Below are 15,923 nucleotides of genomic sequence, written 5' to 3'. Positions count from 1 at the left end.
TCGGTGGGTGAAGCGGGAGACTGCCGGATGCGCAAAATTTTGATATGGCTGCTGGGCCTGACGACCGCCGCGATTGCGGCGGTCTTCGGCTGGCTGGTAATTGCGCCGCCGGAGCTGTTGCGCGTCGGCGACGGCTATGCTGCCAAGATCGTCTGCTCCAACGTGTTCATCGCGGGCCGCGACGCCGAGACGGTTCTGGCCGAGGATGTCCAGGCGCCCGGTCATCCGCTTTTGCGGTTCGTGCGTGTCAGTGTCGATGTGGCCCGCAAGACGGTAACCGCGCGCATGTTCGGTTTTGCCGCCCCCGGTCATGCGGTCTACCGCGAGGGGCTCGGATGCACGACACTCAGTGACGACAGGTTTGCGGCTTTCCCCGGGATCCAGCGCGAGCGACGCAGGGCAGCGCCGGCAGATGGTGCAGTGTTCTGGCCCGACGGTGGCGGCATCGTCAGGAATGCCGCTGTCCAGGCGCTGATCGAGGATCCCGCACTCACCGGTCCCGGCATGCGGGCGACGGTGGTCGTCAGGGGCGGGCGCATCATTGCCGAAACCTATGGCGACGGCTTTTCGCAGGCAACGCCGCTTCTCGGTTGGTCGATGACGAAGTCCGTGACGGCGGCGCTTGTCGGGCTGCGTATCCGGGATGGCCGAATGGCGCTCGATGCCACCGATCTGGTCGCCGAATGGCGGGGTGATGCCCGCAGCACGATCACGCTGTCGGATCTTCTCGCCATGCAGAGCGGCCTCGACTTCAACGAGGATTACGGCACCGTCGCCGACGTCACGCGCATGCTGTTTCTCGAAAGCGACATGGCGGCCTTTGCGGCGGGCAAGCCGCTTGTCGCGACGCCCGGCGAACGTTTCAGCTATTCCAGCGGAACGACGACGCTTTTATCGCGGCTCTGGATGAATACGTTTTCCAGCCAGCGGATCGCGCTGACCTTCCCGCGCGCCGCACTTTTCCGGCCTCTCGGCATGACCAGCGCCGTTCTCGAGACCGATGCTCACGGAACCTTCGTCGGTTCATCCTACATGTATGCGACGGCGCGCGACTGGGCCCGGTTCAGCCTCTTCCTTCTGCGCGGCGGGCGCTGGAACGACCGTCAGCTTTTGCCGGAGGATTTTGTGTCCTTCATGGCAAGGCCGACGGCTGCGTCCGGGGAACGCTACGGCTCTGGCCAGGTGTGGACCGAGGCGGGACGGGCGAAGGCAGCGGAACCGGGCGATATCGGCCTGCCGGCGGATGCGTTCCGAATGCAGGGGCATGACGGCCAGACGGCGCTGATGGTGCCATCGCTCAATCTCGCGGTCCTGCGCATGGGCCTGACGCCATCGCGCAGCGGCTATGATGTTCGCAGGCTGCACGCCAAAATAATCGAGGCGGTCAAGTGACCGCCTGCGATTGATACCGATACAGCAATTTCAGCGTGTTTATTTCATGCCGAGTTCTTCGAGCAGACCCTTGCGCTTGGCGTGGTAATAATAGCCGCTGGCGTAGAGCTTGACCGCATTGTCGTTCTGGTTGTCGGCCACCATCCACGCACCGCGCAGATATTTCGTCGCATATTTCAGGTTGGTCTCCGCATCGAACAGGCCTTCGGCCGTGCCGTCATAACCGAGCCCCTTGGCCGTGTTGTAGCGGATCTGCATCAGGCCGTAGTTGCCCTTGCTGTAGGCGCGCGGATTATACGTGCTTTCGCGTTTGACGACGCGGTGGACCAGCGCCTCGGGAAGACCATTGAGCTTGGCATAGAAGCTGATCAGGCGATCAAGTTCCGGGCGCGAGCTTGTCAACTTTTCGGTGACGCCGAAGGCTGCAGGCGTGGCCACGCCATTGGCATAGGCGACGGCAGCACCGCTGACCGGCTTTGCCACCGGCACGATCATGCGAGAGGCGACAAGCGTTTCCAAGCCGACCGGTTCACCGGTATCGAAATCCGAATCCATCGCGGCCATGGCAACCATGGTCGTCTGCATCTGCGGGACAGGGGTTGTACGGGTTTCGACCATGGCATTGGCCGTGACCGGCAGGGCGGAGGTCGCAGCCGCGTTTGCCGGCTGCAACTGCGCGGTCGCAACGCCGTTTGCGGCATTTTCGGCCGGCTGCATCATGGCCGTCTCGGCAGCAAGTGCTGCGACGGAGGCCGTTGGCGTGCCGTCCGGTGTCGGCAGGGCATAGGCTGTCAGTTCAGTTCCGGGTTTTGCAAGCGGCGTGACACTCTGCGCCGCCATCAGTTGTTCCATCGGCGTACGTTCGACGCTCGAGCACCCCGTTGCGAACGAAGCGGTGATCAAAGCACACGCGGTAAGCGCATGTTTTGAATTGGAAAAACCGATTTTAGCCATGCTGTCGCTTCCGTGCTTTCAGGCCCCGCAGCCCCCGCAGATCAGCAGCGCGAGGCTGCCGGACGTGAACCTCCATTAACCTATTGCCCCTCCAATCGCAAGCATCGAGCGTCTTTTCAGGGGGTGGCCCGGCGAAGGCTTGCCGTCAGAAGGCCCGCGCCGATCAACAGCGAGCCACCTGTGCGGTTGACGATCGTCTGGATCTTCGGTTTGCGGATCGTCGTGCGGGCCGCTGAGGCCAACAGCGCATAGGTGGTCGCGTTCACCGTTGCCAGCACCAGAAAGGTGGTTTCGAAAATCAGCATCTGCAGGAACAGGGGGCGGGTCAGATCAAGAAACTGCGGCAGGAAAGCCACGAAGAACACGATGCTCTTGGGGTTGAGCGCGGTCACCACATAGGTATGCAGGAAGATACGCGTCGGTCGATCCTGCCTGGGTTCCGCAATATGCTTTGATGGTCCATCTGAGACAGGCCCACCCGAAACGGGCATGCGCCAGAGTTTGATGCCGAGCCAGACGAGATAGGCGGCGCCAACCCATTTGAGCACGGTAAAGAGCGCCGCCGACGTGGCGAGCAGTGCGCCGAGGCCCAGCATCGAGGCCGTCATCGCGGTAAAGTCGCCAAGCGCCACACCGGCCACCGTTGCCGTGCGGCGGCCGTGCCCGAGCGCATAGGAGATCACGAGAAGGATGGTCGGGCCGGGAATGGCGAGCATGACGGTCGAGGCGGCCACGAAGGCGAGCCAGTGTTCGATGGACATGAAAAAGGCTCCCCGTGCATTGGTTTCCGAACGAGGAAGCCATGGGCACGCGGAGCCGTCAAGGTGCCATGTATAGAGCTTGGTCAGTCGCTGCTATCAGTGGGCTGCGGCCCATTTCTGGCCGATGACGTCCATCATTTCGCCGAACCATTTGACCGAAGTGTCGAAATGCTTGCCGCCGCTGATGCGCGGGAATTCGATTGTGCGCAGCTTGCCGCCCTGGTCGACATCGTGGCCGGTAACGCCGGAGACCTTGTTCAGCGCGCTTTCGACAGCAAGATCGACCATGCCCTGGATCAGGCGCAGATCATCGGCATTGGCGGGTGCCGATCGGGCATAATAGCCGGATTTCTGGACCATGGAGCGTTCGGCGCCGAGAAGCGCGGCAAATTGCTTGGTAAACCAGTTGCCGACATTGATCGTGTCGATCTTGACGTGGCCGAAGGCGTCGCGCTTGACGCTTTCGCCGGCTGCTTCCCGCTCGGAGACGATCGCGTCGAGGCAGGCACCCTCGCTGACGAATAGCGTGACGAAGCCGGTCGTGTCCATCACGCTACGCAGCCGTTCGGCTTCCTTGTGCAGATCGAAGGCAGTTTCGGGCAGGTAGAGCCCGTCAATGCTCTTCAGCTGCTGGTTCATCATGAAGCCGTCGACGAATTCCTTGTCTTCGGTCATCTGGATGTAGGAGCGTGCGGTTGCTGCCGTCAGCCAGCCGCAGTGGCGGCCCATGACCTCATGCACGACGAGCGTGCGCGGGGCGGCACTCTGCTCGTTGCTGACATGATCGAAGAACCTCGCGCCATATTCGGCTGCCGTCCAGGCGCCGAGCGACTGGCGGATCGGCACCACGTCATTGTCGACGGTCTTTGGCAGGCCGACGACGGTCAGGTCATAACCATTGGCACCGAGATAGGCGGCCAGATCCGCCGCGGTCGTGTTGGTGTCGTCGCCGCCGATCGTGTGAAGGATGGTGATGCCGTCTGAGGCAAGCCTTTCGGCTGCGACCCGCAGCGGGTTTTCGCCTTCCTTGACGAGGCCGCGCTTGACGCAGTCGGCGGCATTGGTCAGCTTGACGCGACTGTTGCCGATCGGCGATCCGCCGTGGCGGTGCAGGACATGGGCTTTTTCGCGCATATCCGGCGTGATCGGGATCCGATCCGCCAGAAGCAGGCCCTGATAGCCGGACCGATAGGCGACCATCTCTATGTCAGGCGCGATGTCCGTGTACCGTTCGATCAGCCCGCCGACCGCGGAGGACAGGCAGGGTGCGAGCCCACCGGCGGTGAGCATTGCGACTTTCTGTTTGGGCATGATGTCTCCTCAAGGATATGTCGGCAGAATAGAGCGAGGCCTCTCTAGCGCAAGTCCCCCGGAAGTTAAATGACAGAGCGGCAGATGATCGAGAACAACCGGGGCAGGTGAGCCGCACCGTGCGGTCGGGACGACCAAATTCCCACGCGGCAATCCGGATGAGCACGCGGCTGTTGGCACACTGCTTTTCCCTTTTTACTGAAGCCTGCTGCAGTTTTCGGCGCCCGACCCGCTTGCCAAGCGGACTATCGGTCATGGCCGCCGATGCAGGATTGCGGCCTGTCCCGGTCTTCTTGACGGTGATCGGATTATTGTGCCATCAGCATAATGAGGGCCATCACAATTTCGTCATGCCGGCCTTCGATGGGCGTTCCCGGTCGCTGTGCGGGTTGCAATATCCGGCCGCATCTGGTCATGCTGCGCTGTAGCAAAAACAGGAAAGAACGTGCCTATGTCGTTCTGGGAGAGTATCCTCGGGATTATCACTGCGACCGGCAACGCCCTTGCCGGGGTGGTGGAAGCCGTGCGCACCTTGTTCGAGGGCGACCCGGAAACCCGGCGCAAGGTCGCCTTTTCGGTCGCGATGATCGCGCTGTCGGCCAAGATGGCCAAGGCTGACGGCATCGTTACCGAGGCCGAGGTATCGGCGTTCCGCGACATCTTCAAGTTTCCCGACGATCAGGCGCACAATGTTGCGCGGCTCTATAATCTCGCCCGTCAGGACGTGGCCGGCTACGAGGCCTATGCCGAGAAGATGGCGTCGCTCTGCGTCTCCTGCGAAGAGGATTGCCCGATCCTTGAGGATATCGTCGACGGTCTCTTCCATATCGCCAAGGCGGATGGTGCGATCCATGAAAAGGAACTGGCCTATCTCATGCGCGTCGCCGAAATCTTCCGCATGGAGGAGGCGCACTTCCAGCGGATCATGGCCCGGCATGTTCATATCGCCGGCGTCGATCCCTACAAGATACTCGGCGTCTCGCCGAAGGATGATTTCTCGACGATCCGCAAGCAATATCGTGTCCTGGTATCGGAACATCACCCCGATCGCCTGATTGCCCGCGGCGTTCCGGAAGAGTTCCACGCCATCGCCAATGACCGGATGGCCGCGTTGAACGCTGCCTATGAAGCGATCGAGAAAGAGCGCCGCGCCGCATGACGCTGTTTGCCTGCGACTATGGTCCAGCGGCCTGCGTTCCTTCGCCCAATCACGGCGAACGGGCTGGCGGGCGAAGCCCTGACATGATCATCCTGCATTATACCGGCATGGAGACGGCTGAAAGCGCGCTCGATTGGCTGTGCCGCGACGAAAGCCAGGTGTCGTGCCATTATTTCGTTCACGAGGACGGGCGCGTCGACCAGTTGGTTCCCGAGACCCGTCGCGCCTGGCATGCCGGACGCAGCATCTGGAAAAGCGAAACGGACATCAATTCCGCCTCCATCGGCATAGAGATCGTCAATGCCGGCCATCCCGGCGGATTGCCCGATTTTCCCGACGCACAGATAAAAGCGGTCATCGAATTGTGTCGGGACTGTGGCGATCGCTGTTCGATCGCCCCCGAAAGGGTGCTCGCGCACAGTGATGTTGCCCCCATTCGCAAGGTCGACCCCGGCGAAAAATTTCCTTGGAACCGTCTGCACGGTCAAGGGATCGGGCATTGGGTTGAACCGACTGTGATCGGGGGTGGCCGGTTTTTCCAGCGGGGCGATGAAGGCCAACCGGTCCAGGCGCTGCAGTCGATGCTCTCGCTCTATGGTTATGCCACTGAAATTACCGGTCTTTTCTGCGAGAAGACCGAGGGCGACGTGGCGGCTTTCCAGAGGCATTTCCGCCCTGCGCGGGTTGATGGCATTGCCGATATGTCGACCATCGACACGCTCCATCGCCTGCTGTCGATGCTCCCTTCCTTTGGTGCCTGAGGTGTCCTGAAACCGCGTCTTTGAACGGGCTTCAACACTGCTGAAATCGAAAAAATGCTGCATTGCCACATGATGACCATGTTGCGCAGGTCTTTTGCCGCCATATCGAACCGCAGGAGAACGGGTGCCCAAGCGCCTTCTTCTGTCAGTGAAAGATCAGGATGCGGACGGCGAGGGCGGGGTGCTCTTCCCCTTCTGCCCATGCCTGAAAGCGGAGACTTCAAGTTAAATGAGAATATCGTCTGTTGCTGCGGTCGCGGCGTGCGTCTGCATGTCTTTTGCCGGGGTTGGAACATCGTATGCCGGGGGCATCGACAGAACCATCAAAACCTCTTCCATTCCTGCCGTGTCGCGCACCACGGGCTATGCCAAGGCCGACAAAGCGCTGCCGGCGACGCAATATTCGCCCTACATCGTCGCCTATGCCAAGGAATACGGCGTTCCCGTCGATCTCGCCCATGCCGTCGTCAAGGTCGAAAGCAATTTCAATCCGCGGGCCCGTGGCAGTGCCGGCGAAGTCGGGCTGATGCAGATCAAGCCGGCGACCGCCCGCATGATGGGCTATTCCGGCTCGAAGAAGGGACTTTTCGACCCTGAAACCAACATCAAGTTCGGCATGAAATATCTGGCTGTCGCCCACCAGCTTTCGGGTGGGGCGACCTGCGGCACGATCCTGCGCTACAATGCCGGTCATGGGGCCAAGCGTATGAACCCGGTCTCGCGCCGCTATTGCGGCAAGGTCCAGACCATCCTCAACTGACCGTCGTGATCGACCGCAAAAGGGATGCCGGATGGGTGTCCCGTGCGGGCCTTTATGGTCCGGCCTTTGCTGCTGCTGGCAAGACGGATCTGGCATGGTATGCCTCCATCGTGATTGAGATGGATGGTTGGAATGGTGGATAGTTTTGATTTCCTTGTGGTCGGCAAGGGCATGATGGGGGCAGCCGCCGCGCGATATCTGGCTTTGACCGGTGCACGCGTCGCCCTTGTCGGGCCGGATGAACCGGCCGATCGCACGACCCATGATGGTGTTTTCGCCAGTCACTACGACAATGGCCGCATCACCCGAACGATCGACATGGATCGCGACTGGGCGCTGCTCGCCCGTCGCTCGATCGCGCGTTATGGGGCGATCGAAACGGGCAGCGGCGTTGCTTTTTATAGCGAGGCCGGTTGCCTGATCGCCGCGCCGGCACCCGGCGATCCCTATGATTATCTCGAGCAGGTCATTTCTGCGCGCGACACGCTGGCGGTCGATGCGCCGCTCCTGTCTCACCAGGAGATGATGGCGCGGTTTCCGTGGTTTAAATTCCCTGAAGGCTTCGCAGGGATGTTCGAGGCACGGGGGGCGGGCCATATCAATCCGCGGGCGCTGGTGGATGCGCAGACAAGGATCTTCGTGAAAAACGGTGGCATGGTCGTGGCCAGCGAGGTTTCAGCTGTCTCCGAGCGCGCTGGACAGGTCGAGGTCGTCACCATCGACGGGACGATTTTGCGGGCCGGACGGGTGCTGGTCGCGACCGGCGGATTTTCCCTCGCAAAACAGCTTCTGCCGCGGCCGCTTGATCTCGCGGTCAAGGCGCGGACGGTGCTGTTTGCCGAAGTTGGCGAGGCGCAACTGGCGGACTTTGCCACCATGCCGTCACTGATCGGATCGTCATCCGCGCAATCGGAAAGCTACTATGTGCTGCCGCCGATCCGCTATCCGGATGGCAGGGCCTATCTGAAGATCGGCGGCGACCCGAGCGACATCGTGCTCGGCAGCGAGGCGGAGGTTCGTGCCTGGTTTCGCAGCGGCGGAAATCCGGCCGCCGCCAGCCATCTTCTCGCCGTTCTGCGGGCGCTCATGCCCGATTTCGCGCCGAAGTCCCTGCATGCCGCGCCCTGCGTCACGACCTTCACGCGCCATGGCTATCCCTATATCGGCCTTATCGATGGCACGCGCATCGGTGTGCTTACCGGCGGCAATGGGGCGGCGGCGAAAAGTTCGGACGAGATCGGACGCCTTGGCGCAGCATTGCTCCTTGATGGCCGCCTCGATGCGCCGGAATACGGAACGGATTTTTCCCTTCACTATCGCTAAGCGGCCGAAGGCGGAATTTTGCGGCGATTGCCTCTGGCCATTTGGCCGACCGTCGTCTATGCACCGCTTGCCAGTTGGCCGGGCAGCCGCGCTCCGCTAGGGCCGAAAGGCTGCGGGGGGAGGAAAGTCCGGGCTCCACGAAAACACGGTGCCGGATAACGTCCGGCGGGGGCGACCCTAGGGAAAGTGCCACAGAAAGAAAACCGCCTGCCTTCATGGCAGGTCAGGGTGAAAGGGTGGGGTAAGAGCCCACCGCGCGCATGGCAACATGGGTGGCAAGGCAAACCCCACCGGGAGCAAAACCGAATAGGGACGATGTGGATCGCGCAAGCGCTCCGGCCGGTTTTCAGGCCAGTCGTCCGGGTGGGTTGCAGGAGGCGGCGCGCAAGCGTCGTCCCAGATGAATGGCTGCCACGTTCCGGTGTCAAAGCCGGAGCCATACAGAACCCGGCTTACAGGCCAACTGGCAAATTTCTCCCTTTAGCGGCGATCTGGAAAGGCCTTTTTTCAAGGGCCTTTATCCCGTTGAATAGCCATGCGTTTTAGAAATACCGGATGTTCCGGGATGCTGTTCTGGCCCATCTTTTTTCCTTTGATTCCAATGTCTTGTCAGTGGAATGGTAACCATTTGTTAAACTTAACAGTCTATCAATATTTGCTTCTGCCGCATGCCCAAAACAAGCATTTCCCATTGACGCCCATATGGTCCCATGCTATCCCAATCATGCACTGCACAAGGGCTTTTTCAGGCTCACTCATCGCAAAAAACCGCTGACCCACAAGGGGGTTATGGGGTCGGGCGTCTCGTCCGGCGATGCTGTTCTGTGCGTTTTTTTAAGGGGACGGGCAGGGTTTTCGAGGTCTGCTCTTTGTTGGAATCGGCTGTATCGCGTCATGAACCGCTTCCTGTCACATGCGACAAACCGGATCGATGCAAAGGGGCGGGTTTCTGTTCCCTCGATGTTTCGCGCCGTCCTGTCATCTCTGGATATTCGGGAGCTTTACTGCTTTCAGGATTTTGTCTTTCCGGCGATCAGCGCCGGCGGTCCGGATTTGCTGGGCCGGTTCGAACGGCAGATCGCGGCCGAGGATCCTTTCTCGCCGCAGGCCAATCAGATGTCGCTCCTGGTTCACGGGGGCGGGGTCTTCATGAAGCTCGATCAGGAAGGTCGGCTGATGATCACGGATTTCATCCGCGACTTCACCGGCATCACCACGGACGTGACGTTCGTCGGTCGGGCGGATCATTTTCAGTTATGGGCGCCGCAGGCATTCACGGATATGCAGGCGGCAGCTCGCGAGGGGCAAAGATTGCGAGGTCTGCGCCCTGTCTAGAATGGAGAAACGGAATGGTGACGGATCAAGGCGGAGGATTTTCTGATGCCGATGGCGGGCCGATCCGTCACATTCCGGTTCTTCTTCAGGAGGTTCTGGCCAGTCTCGATCCTGGCCCGGGCAAGATCATCCTCGACGGCACGTTTGGCGCGGGCGGTTACACCGCGGCCCTGCTCGATGCCGGTGCCGACGTCATCGCGCTCGATCGCGATCCGGCTGCTATTGCTGCCGGCCAGGCGATGGTCGATGCGCGTGGCGGTCATCTGACGCTGGTTCATTCGCAGTTTTCAGGTCTTGCGGCGCATGCGCCCGAGGGCGGTCTCGATGGCATCGTTCTCGATATCGGCGTTTCGTCCATGCAGATCGACGAGGCCGACCGTGGCTTCTCCTTCCAGCGCAAGGGGCCGCTCGACATGCGCATGTCGTCGACCGGTGTTTCGGCCGCCGATGTCGTCAATCGCGCCAAAGTCTCTGATCTGACGCGGATTTTCGGTTTTCTGGGCGAGGAGCCGCAGTCGGGCCGTATTGCCCGTGCCATCGAGAAGCGGCGCCTGGAAGAGCCTTTCGTCACAACGCGCGACCTGGCCGGCCTGATCGAGGTCGTCACACCGCGCAAGATGAAGGACAAGATCCATCCAGCGACGCGGGTTTTCCAGGCGCTGCGGATCTTCGTCAATGACGAACTGGGCGAACTCGCCAAGGCCTTGTTTGCCGCCGAGCGGTCGCTGAAGCCGGGCGGGCGCCTCACCGTCGTCACGTTTCACTCGCTCGAAGACCGGATCGTCAAGAAATTCTTCCAGGATCGCTCCGGCAAGGCATCGGGCTCGCGCCACATGCCCCTCGCGCATGAACGCGCCGCAACCTTCGCACCAGTTGGTAAGGCCATGGTGACTTCAAGTGAAGAAGAGGCGGACCGCAATCCCCGTGCCCGGTCCGCCAAGATGCGCGTCGGTGCCCGCACTGCGGTACCGCCGGAGGCAGATGATCTGTCGATCTTTGATTTGCCGAACCTTGCAAGCCTTGGAAAGATGGGGGCCTGAGACATGTTGCGTAGTTTTGACATCGTTCTGATCGTCGTGATGACCGCGGCCGCGACGGTGACCTACACGATCAAGCACCGGGCCGAAAACAAGCTCGAGGAAGTGCGCAAGCTCGACGCGGAGATTCGTCTCGAGGAAGACACGATCGATCTGCTGCGCGCGGACTGGGCGCTGCTGACGCAGCCGAACCGTCTGGAGCGCCTCGTCGACGTCTATGGCAAGGATCTGCAGCTGGTGCCGACTTTGTCCACCCAGCTTTCGCAGCCGGAAGAACTGCCGATGCTGAAGGCCGATGTTCCCGTGCCAGACGAGGTTGCAGGCGGTGACAAGAAAAAGAAGGCCGCTCCGGATACGGATGGCATGGCAACGGGTTCGGTGGCGCGCTGATGTCCTTTCTCTCTCGCATCATGGTCATCAAGAGCCGCGCGCATTTTTCCGCAGGCGGCAACAATCATCCCGGTGACAATGTCAGGGGCGTGTCCTTCGAGGGAACCCGCAAGAAAAGCAGCAACCAGGCCAAAAGCCGCGTCGGCATCATCATTGCCGGTTTCACGGTGGCCTACTGCATCATCGGTGGCCGCCTGATCCAGTACGGTCTGGAGCAGCCGGAAGCTGTTTCGAGCATCGGACGCGCCGACAATCTGATGGCGTCGCGCCCGGATATTCTCGACCGCAACGGCGAAATCCTGGCCACGGACATTCGCACCGTTTCGCTCTATGCAGAGCCGCACAAGATCGTCGATGCCGACGAGGCGGTGGAGCAATTGTCGACCGTCCTGCCCAATCTCAATCAGGTCGATATCTACAACAAGTTGCGCTCGAAATCGCGCTTCCAGTGGCTGCGTCGCCAGCTGACGCCGAAGCAGCAGAGCCAGATCCTGGCGCTCGGCATTCCCGGCATCGGCTTTCGGCCGGAAAAGCGTCGCTTCTACCCCGGCGGCTCGACCGCCTCGCACATCCTCGGCCACGTCAATATCGACAATCGCGGCATTGCCGGCATGGAGCGCTATATCGACAGCCAGGGCCTGGCTGATCTTGCCGCCATCGGCATGACCAGCGATGCAAAGCTCGAGCCCGTGCGCCTGTCGATCGACCTGCGCGTCCAGAACATCGTCCATGATGTCGTCGTCAACGCGATGAGGGACTACAAGGCTGAGGCCGCCGGCGCTGTCATTCTGGATGCCTATACGGGCGAAGTTCTCGCCATGGCCTCGGCACCGGATTATGATCCCAACCAGCCGTCGCGCACGCTTCCCGATGGGTCCGTCGACAAGGTCTATGAGGAAGGCTGGTTCAGCCGGATGAGCAACGGCACATTCGAGATGGGCTCGACGTTCAAGAGCTTCACGCTCGCCATGGGCCTCGATTCCGGCAAGATGACGCTGAAGGACAGTTTCGACGCGCGCAATCCGATCCGGATGGGCGGCTTTACGATCAAGGACTTCCACGGCAAGCACCGTGTCCTGACGGTACCGGAGATCTTCCAGTATTCGTCGAACATCGGCACGGCCAAGATTGCCGATCTCGTCGGTATCGACGGGCACAAGGAGTTCCTGACGCGTCTCGGGCTGCTCAGCAAAATTCAGACCGAATTGCCGGAGGTCGCGACGCCGTCGCAGCCGCGCACCTGGAAGAAGATCAATTCCGTGACCATCTCGTTCGGTCACGGCGTCTCGACCACACCGTTGCAGACGGCGGTTGCCGGTGCGGCGCTGATGAACGGCGGTTACCTGCTCGATCCGACCTTCCTGCCGCGAACCGAGGAGCAGGCAGCGCCCTTCCGGCACCAGGTGATGAAGGAGAGCACCAGCGCCGACATGCGCTATCTGTTCAACTGGAACGGCATTGCCGGGTCCGGCCGAAATGCGCAGGTCGCTGGGTTCCATGTTGGTGGCAAGACCGGCACGGCCGACAAGGTCATCAATGGTCGCTATGCCAATGATCTGAACTTCAACTCGTTCATTGCCGGCTTCCCGATGGATGATCCGCGCTACATCGTGCTCACGATCATCGATGCGCCCCTGACGGGCGAGAGCGGCGGGCGCATTTCCGGCTTCACGGCAGCACCGATGGTGCAAAAGATCATTGCCCGTACAGCACCGCTTCTGGGCATAAAGCCGAAATTCGGACCGAACGGCGCCGCCTTGCTTGTGTCTTATTGAGCATACAATGACAATCCGGACGATTCGCCGTCCGGCGTGTCGAGACAGATTTGAAAAGTGCCGTCCATGAAGCTCACAGACCTGATCGGGAATGATTTCCCGGAAATTGCAGCGCAGCTGACCCTGGAAACGGGCGCCATCGAGATTGATGCCATAACAGCCGACAGCCGGCAGGTGGTTTCAGGTTCGCTGTTCGTGGCTCTGGCCGGCAGCAAGGCCGACGGTGCGGGTTTCATCGACGATGCTGCGGCCCGTGGCGCGGCGGCGATCGTTGCCGCATCAGGAATTTCAAGCTTATCGTCGGCTCCCATCCTGTCCGCCAAGAGCCCACGGCGCGTGCTGGCCCTTGCCGCTGCCCGCATCTTCGGACGGCAGCCGGAGATGATGGTGGCGGTCACCGGGACGGCCGGGAAGACATCGGTTGCCGCCTTCACCCGGCAGATCTGGGCGCAGAGCGGTTTTCCGGCCGCCATGATCGGTACCACCGGGGTGATCGCGCCGGGCCGCAATGATTACGGGTCCCTGACGACACCCGATCCTGTCTCCCTGCACAGGCTTTTGGCCGATCTTGCCGATGCCGGCGTTACCCATGCCGCCATGGAAGCCTCCAGTCACGGTCTCGACCAGAACCGCCTGGATGGCGTTCGCCTTTCGGCTGCCGGTTTTACCAATCTCGGCCGCGACCACATGGATTATCACCCGACCATCGAGGATTACATGGCCGCGAAGATGCGGCTGTTCGACGGCGTCCTGCCAAAGGGCTCTCCGGCCGTGATCTTTGCCGATGATGCCTGGTCGCAGCAGGCGATCGCGGCTGCCCACAAGGGGGGGCACGACGTGCGCACCGTCGGTCGCAAGGGCGATTACCTTTCGCTGAAGCGCGTCGAGCATTTCCGCCACAAGCAGATCGCCGAAGTGCATGTCGGCAGCGAGATTTTCGAGGTCCATATTCCACTGGCCGGCGATTTCCAGATTTCCAATGCACTGGTGGCCGCAGGTCTTGCCATGTCGACCGGCGTTCCGGCCGCAGCCGCGATGGCGGCGCTGGAGAAATTGCAAGGGGCATCCGGTCGGCTGGAACTGGTCGGCCATGCGAAAAACGGCGCGCTCGCCTATGTCGATTATGCCCACAAGCCGGACGCGCTGGAAAACGTCCTGTCGTCCGTGCGGCCGTTCACCACCGGTCGCGTCGTGGTCGTCTTCGGCTGTGGCGGCGACCGCGACAAGGGCAAGCGACCGATCATGGGCGAGATCGCCACGCGGCTTGCCGACGTGGTGATCGTCACCGATGACAATCCACGCTCGGAAATTCCAGCCACCATTCGCGCCGAAATCATGGCGGCGGCCCCCGGCGCAACCGAAATCGGCGACCGCGCCGCGGCCATCCACGAAGCCGTCGCGATGCTGCAATCCGGCGATACGCTGATCGTTGCCGGCAAAGGACACGAGGAAGGCCAGACGGTCGGCTCCGTAACTTTGCCGTTCTCCGATCATATCGAACTCAGAAACGCATTGGGAGGTGCCTGATTTGAGCTGGCTCTGGACAAGCGCTGATCTTATCGCGGCCCTGAACGGTCGTCCCGTCGGACACATGCCACAAGGTATAACCGGCATTGCGATCGACAGCCGATCTCTGGGCAAGGGCGACGCCTTCTTCGCCATCAAGGGTGACCGCGTCGATGGCCATGACTATGCCGGCCTGGCGATCGCCAATGGCGCTGGCCTTCTCGTCGTCAGCGAAGCCAAACTGCCGGCACTCGGCCGGCTGATCGCGCCGATGATCGTCGTCGATGACGTGCTGGAAGCCATGGTCCGGCTCGGTTGCGCCGCGCGCGATCGCAGCGCCGCCAAGATCATTGCGGTCACGGGATCCGTCGGCAAGACGACGACCAAGGAAATGCTGCGCCACGTGCTTGAACCGCTTGGCAGCGTGCACGCCTCGGTCGCCTCGTTCAACAATCACTGGGGCGTGCCGCTGACACTCTGCCGCATGCCGGAAAGCACCGAATACGGCGTCTTCGAGATCGGCATGAACCATCCGGACGAGATCCGGCCGCTGGTCAAGATGGTGCGCCCGCATGTGGCGATCGTCACCAGCGTCGCGGCTGCCCATCTCGGCAATTTCAGGGATTTGAAGGAAATCGCCGCGGCCAAGGCCGAAATCTTCGATGGCCTGGTCGAGAATGGTCATGCGATCCTCAATCGCGACAATGACAGTTTCAAGCAGCTGGAAAAGGCGGCAATCGATGCCGGCGCCTCGCATATCCACAGTTTCGGCAGCAGTGCGAAGGCCGATTTTCGCATGGTCGAATTCGCCAATGGCCCGGACGGCGCCGTGCTCTGGGCGTCCATCGACAACCGGACGTTCGAAATTCCGATGGGTGCACCGGGACGGCACGTCGCCGAAAACGCGCTTGCTGTTCTCGGCGCTGCCTTTCTGGTGGGGGCCGATCTCGAGCGCGTGGCTGCGTCGCTTGCGACGCTCCAGCCGGAAAAGGGCCGGGGCGAACGCCATCGTCTCGCCATCGGTTCCGGCTATCTGACGCTGATCGACGAAAGCTACAATGCCAACCCGGCCTCGATGCGTGCCGCGATCGCACTTTTGCGCGACACGCCACCGCAGGAGGGCGGCCGCAGGATCGCCATTCTCGGCGACATGCTGGAAATGGGGGAATTCTCGGCCGACGTGCATGCCAAGCTTTCGGGCCCTCTGACCGAGGCGGGAATCACCGATGTCTGGCTGGCCGGTCCTGACATGGCGCACCTGCGCGATGCCCTGACGGAGGGGTGCAATGTCGAGTATCGCGAGACCGTTGCCCACCTCCAGGCCTTTGCGCTCGAGGCGGTGTCTGCGGGCGACGTGGTGATGATCAAGTCGTCCAAGGGCACGGGCTGCGGCAAGATTGTTGCCGATCTGCTTGACAAATATCCGGCATTTTCCGACACGGAGCCGGCGAATTAGGCG

At 61.4% G+C, this 15,923-nt stretch carries 14 protein-coding genes and 1 other RNA gene; 12 read left to right on the top strand and 3 right to left on the bottom strand.

Annotated elements, in window-relative coordinates:
• Positions 1 to 27: 27 nt before the first annotated feature.
• Positions 28 to 1,392, top strand: coding sequence for a serine hydrolase domain-containing protein (locus tag AX760_RS11795; protein WP_071833086.1), 1,365 nt, complete (start codon positions 28 to 30; stop codon positions 1,390 to 1,392).
• A 39-nt stretch (positions 1,393 to 1,431) separates the two neighbouring features.
• Here the strand turns inward: AX760_RS11795 and AX760_RS11790 are convergent, their stop codons facing one another.
• The 3 genes from AX760_RS11790 to AX760_RS11780 all read right to left on the bottom strand — a co-directional run bounded on the left by AX760_RS11790 (position 1,432) and on the right by AX760_RS11780 (position 4,418).
• On the bottom strand, positions 1,432 to 2,346 hold the full coding sequence (locus tag AX760_RS11790) for a lytic transglycosylase domain-containing protein (RefSeq protein ID WP_071833085.1): 915 nt from the start codon (positions 2,344 to 2,346) through the stop codon (positions 1,432 to 1,434).
• Between the two features lie 116 nt (positions 2,347 to 2,462).
• Positions 2,463 to 3,107 (bottom strand): LysE family translocator, encoded by a 645-nt coding sequence (locus AX760_RS11785; protein WP_071833084.1) that lies wholly within the window; start codon positions 3,105 to 3,107, stop codon positions 2,463 to 2,465.
• Positions 3,108 to 3,203: 96 nt separating this feature from the next.
• Positions 3,204 to 4,418 carry a pyrophosphate--fructose-6-phosphate 1-phosphotransferase gene (locus tag AX760_RS11780; protein WP_071833083.1) on the bottom strand — a complete coding sequence of 405 codons (1,215 nt, stop codon included), beginning with the start codon at positions 4,416 to 4,418 and terminating at the stop codon, positions 3,204 to 3,206.
• Positions 4,419 to 4,869: 451 nt separating this feature from the next.
• On the opposite strand from AX760_RS11780, the gene AX760_RS11775 reads away from it, so the two are divergent.
• The 11 genes from AX760_RS11775 to AX760_RS11725 all read left to right on the top strand — a co-directional run bounded on the left by AX760_RS11775 (position 4,870) and on the right by AX760_RS11725 (position 15,920).
• Entirely contained in the window at positions 4,870 to 5,577 is a 708-nt protein-coding gene (locus tag AX760_RS11775; protein WP_071833082.1) for a J domain-containing protein, read from the top strand.
• Positions 5,574 to 6,338 carry an N-acetylmuramoyl-L-alanine amidase gene (locus AX760_RS11770; RefSeq protein ID WP_071833081.1) on the top strand — a complete coding sequence of 255 codons (765 nt, stop codon included), beginning with the start codon at positions 5,574 to 5,576 and terminating at the stop codon, positions 6,336 to 6,338. The genes AX760_RS11775 and AX760_RS11770 overlap by 4 nt, the downstream gene beginning before the upstream one ends.
• Before the next feature lie 229 nt (positions 6,339 to 6,567).
• Complete coding sequence (locus AX760_RS11765) at positions 6,568 to 7,098, top strand: lytic transglycosylase domain-containing protein (protein ID WP_071833080.1); 531 nt, start codon at positions 6,568 to 6,570, stop codon at positions 7,096 to 7,098.
• 132 nt (positions 7,099 to 7,230) lie between these two features.
• Complete coding sequence (locus AX760_RS11760) at positions 7,231 to 8,421, top strand: NAD(P)/FAD-dependent oxidoreductase (protein ID WP_071833079.1); 1,191 nt, start codon at positions 7,231 to 7,233, stop codon at positions 8,419 to 8,421.
• Positions 8,422 to 8,491: 70 nt separating this feature from the next.
• An RNA gene (gene rnpB, locus AX760_RS11755) (RNase P RNA component class A) lies at positions 8,492 to 8,892 on the top strand.
• A gap of 423 nt (positions 8,893 to 9,315) precedes the next feature.
• Complete coding sequence (mraZ, locus tag AX760_RS11750; RefSeq protein WP_071833078.1) at positions 9,316 to 9,756, top strand: division/cell wall cluster transcriptional repressor MraZ; 441 nt, start codon at positions 9,316 to 9,318, stop codon at positions 9,754 to 9,756.
• Between the two features lie 14 nt (positions 9,757 to 9,770).
• Positions 9,771 to 10,796: a 16S rRNA (cytosine(1402)-N(4))-methyltransferase RsmH gene (gene rsmH, locus AX760_RS11745; RefSeq protein WP_071833077.1), complete on the top strand. Its 1,026-nt coding sequence runs from the start codon at positions 9,771 to 9,773 to the stop codon at positions 10,794 to 10,796.
• A 3-nt stretch (positions 10,797 to 10,799) separates the two neighbouring features.
• Positions 10,800 to 11,183 carry a cell division protein FtsL gene (ftsL, locus tag AX760_RS11740; RefSeq protein ID WP_071833076.1) on the top strand — a complete coding sequence of 128 codons (384 nt, stop codon included), beginning with the start codon at positions 10,800 to 10,802 and terminating at the stop codon, positions 11,181 to 11,183.
• Complete coding sequence (locus AX760_RS11735; protein WP_071833075.1) at positions 11,183 to 12,958, top strand: peptidoglycan D,D-transpeptidase FtsI family protein; 1,776 nt, start codon at positions 11,183 to 11,185, stop codon at positions 12,956 to 12,958. Before ftsL ends, AX760_RS11735 begins: the two co-directional genes overlap by 1 nt.
• Before the next feature lie 66 nt (positions 12,959 to 13,024).
• Positions 13,025 to 14,485 carry a UDP-N-acetylmuramoyl-L-alanyl-D-glutamate--2,6-diaminopimelate ligase gene (locus AX760_RS11730; RefSeq protein ID WP_071833074.1) on the top strand — a complete coding sequence of 487 codons (1,461 nt, stop codon included), beginning with the start codon at positions 13,025 to 13,027 and terminating at the stop codon, positions 14,483 to 14,485.
• 1 nt (position 14,486) lies between these two features.
• Positions 14,487 to 15,920 (top strand): UDP-N-acetylmuramoylalanyl-D-glutamyl-2,6-diaminopimelate--D-alanyl-D-alanine ligase, encoded by a 1,434-nt coding sequence (locus AX760_RS11725; RefSeq protein ID WP_071833073.1) that lies wholly within the window; start codon positions 14,487 to 14,489, stop codon positions 15,918 to 15,920.
• The last annotated feature ends 3 nt before the right edge of the window (positions 15,921 to 15,923 follow it).

The organism is Pararhizobium antarcticum (genome assembly GCF_001885585.1).
Taxonomy (GTDB): Bacteria; Pseudomonadota; Alphaproteobacteria; order Rhizobiales; family Rhizobiaceae; genus Pararhizobium; species Pararhizobium antarcticum.
This window is presented reverse-complemented; position numbering and strand designations above follow the sequence as displayed.

Coding starts and splice junctions, on each gene's coding strand:
- AX760_RS11795 (WP_071833086.1), top strand. CDS start 28: ATGCGCAAAATTTTGATATGGCTGCTGGGCCTGACGACCGCCGCGATT.
- AX760_RS11770 (WP_071833081.1), top strand. CDS start 5,574: ATGACGCTGTTTGCCTGCGACTATGGTCCAGCGGCCTGCGTTCCTTCG.
- AX760_RS11765 (WP_071833080.1), top strand. CDS start 6,568: ATGAGAATATCGTCTGTTGCTGCGGTCGCGGCGTGCGTCTGCATGTCT.
- AX760_RS11775 (WP_071833082.1), top strand. CDS start 4,870: ATGTCGTTCTGGGAGAGTATCCTCGGGATTATCACTGCGACCGGCAAC.
- AX760_RS11785 (WP_071833084.1), bottom strand. CDS start 3,107: ATGTCCATCGAACACTGGCTCGCCTTCGTGGCCGCCTCGACCGTCATG.
- AX760_RS11760 (WP_071833079.1), top strand. CDS start 7,231: ATGGTGGATAGTTTTGATTTCCTTGTGGTCGGCAAGGGCATGATGGGG.
- AX760_RS11735 (WP_071833075.1), top strand. CDS start 11,183: ATGTCCTTTCTCTCTCGCATCATGGTCATCAAGAGCCGCGCGCATTTT.
- rsmH (WP_071833077.1), top strand. CDS start 9,771: ATGGTGACGGATCAAGGCGGAGGATTTTCTGATGCCGATGGCGGGCCG.
- ftsL (WP_071833076.1), top strand. CDS start 10,800: ATGTTGCGTAGTTTTGACATCGTTCTGATCGTCGTGATGACCGCGGCC.
- mraZ (WP_071833078.1), top strand. CDS start 9,316: ATGAACCGCTTCCTGTCACATGCGACAAACCGGATCGATGCAAAGGGG.
- AX760_RS11780 (WP_071833083.1), bottom strand. CDS start 4,418: ATGCCCAAACAGAAAGTCGCAATGCTCACCGCCGGTGGGCTCGCACCC.
- AX760_RS11730 (WP_071833074.1), top strand. CDS start 13,025: ATGAAGCTCACAGACCTGATCGGGAATGATTTCCCGGAAATTGCAGCG.
- AX760_RS11790 (WP_071833085.1), bottom strand. CDS start 2,346: ATGGCTAAAATCGGTTTTTCCAATTCAAAACATGCGCTTACCGCGTGT.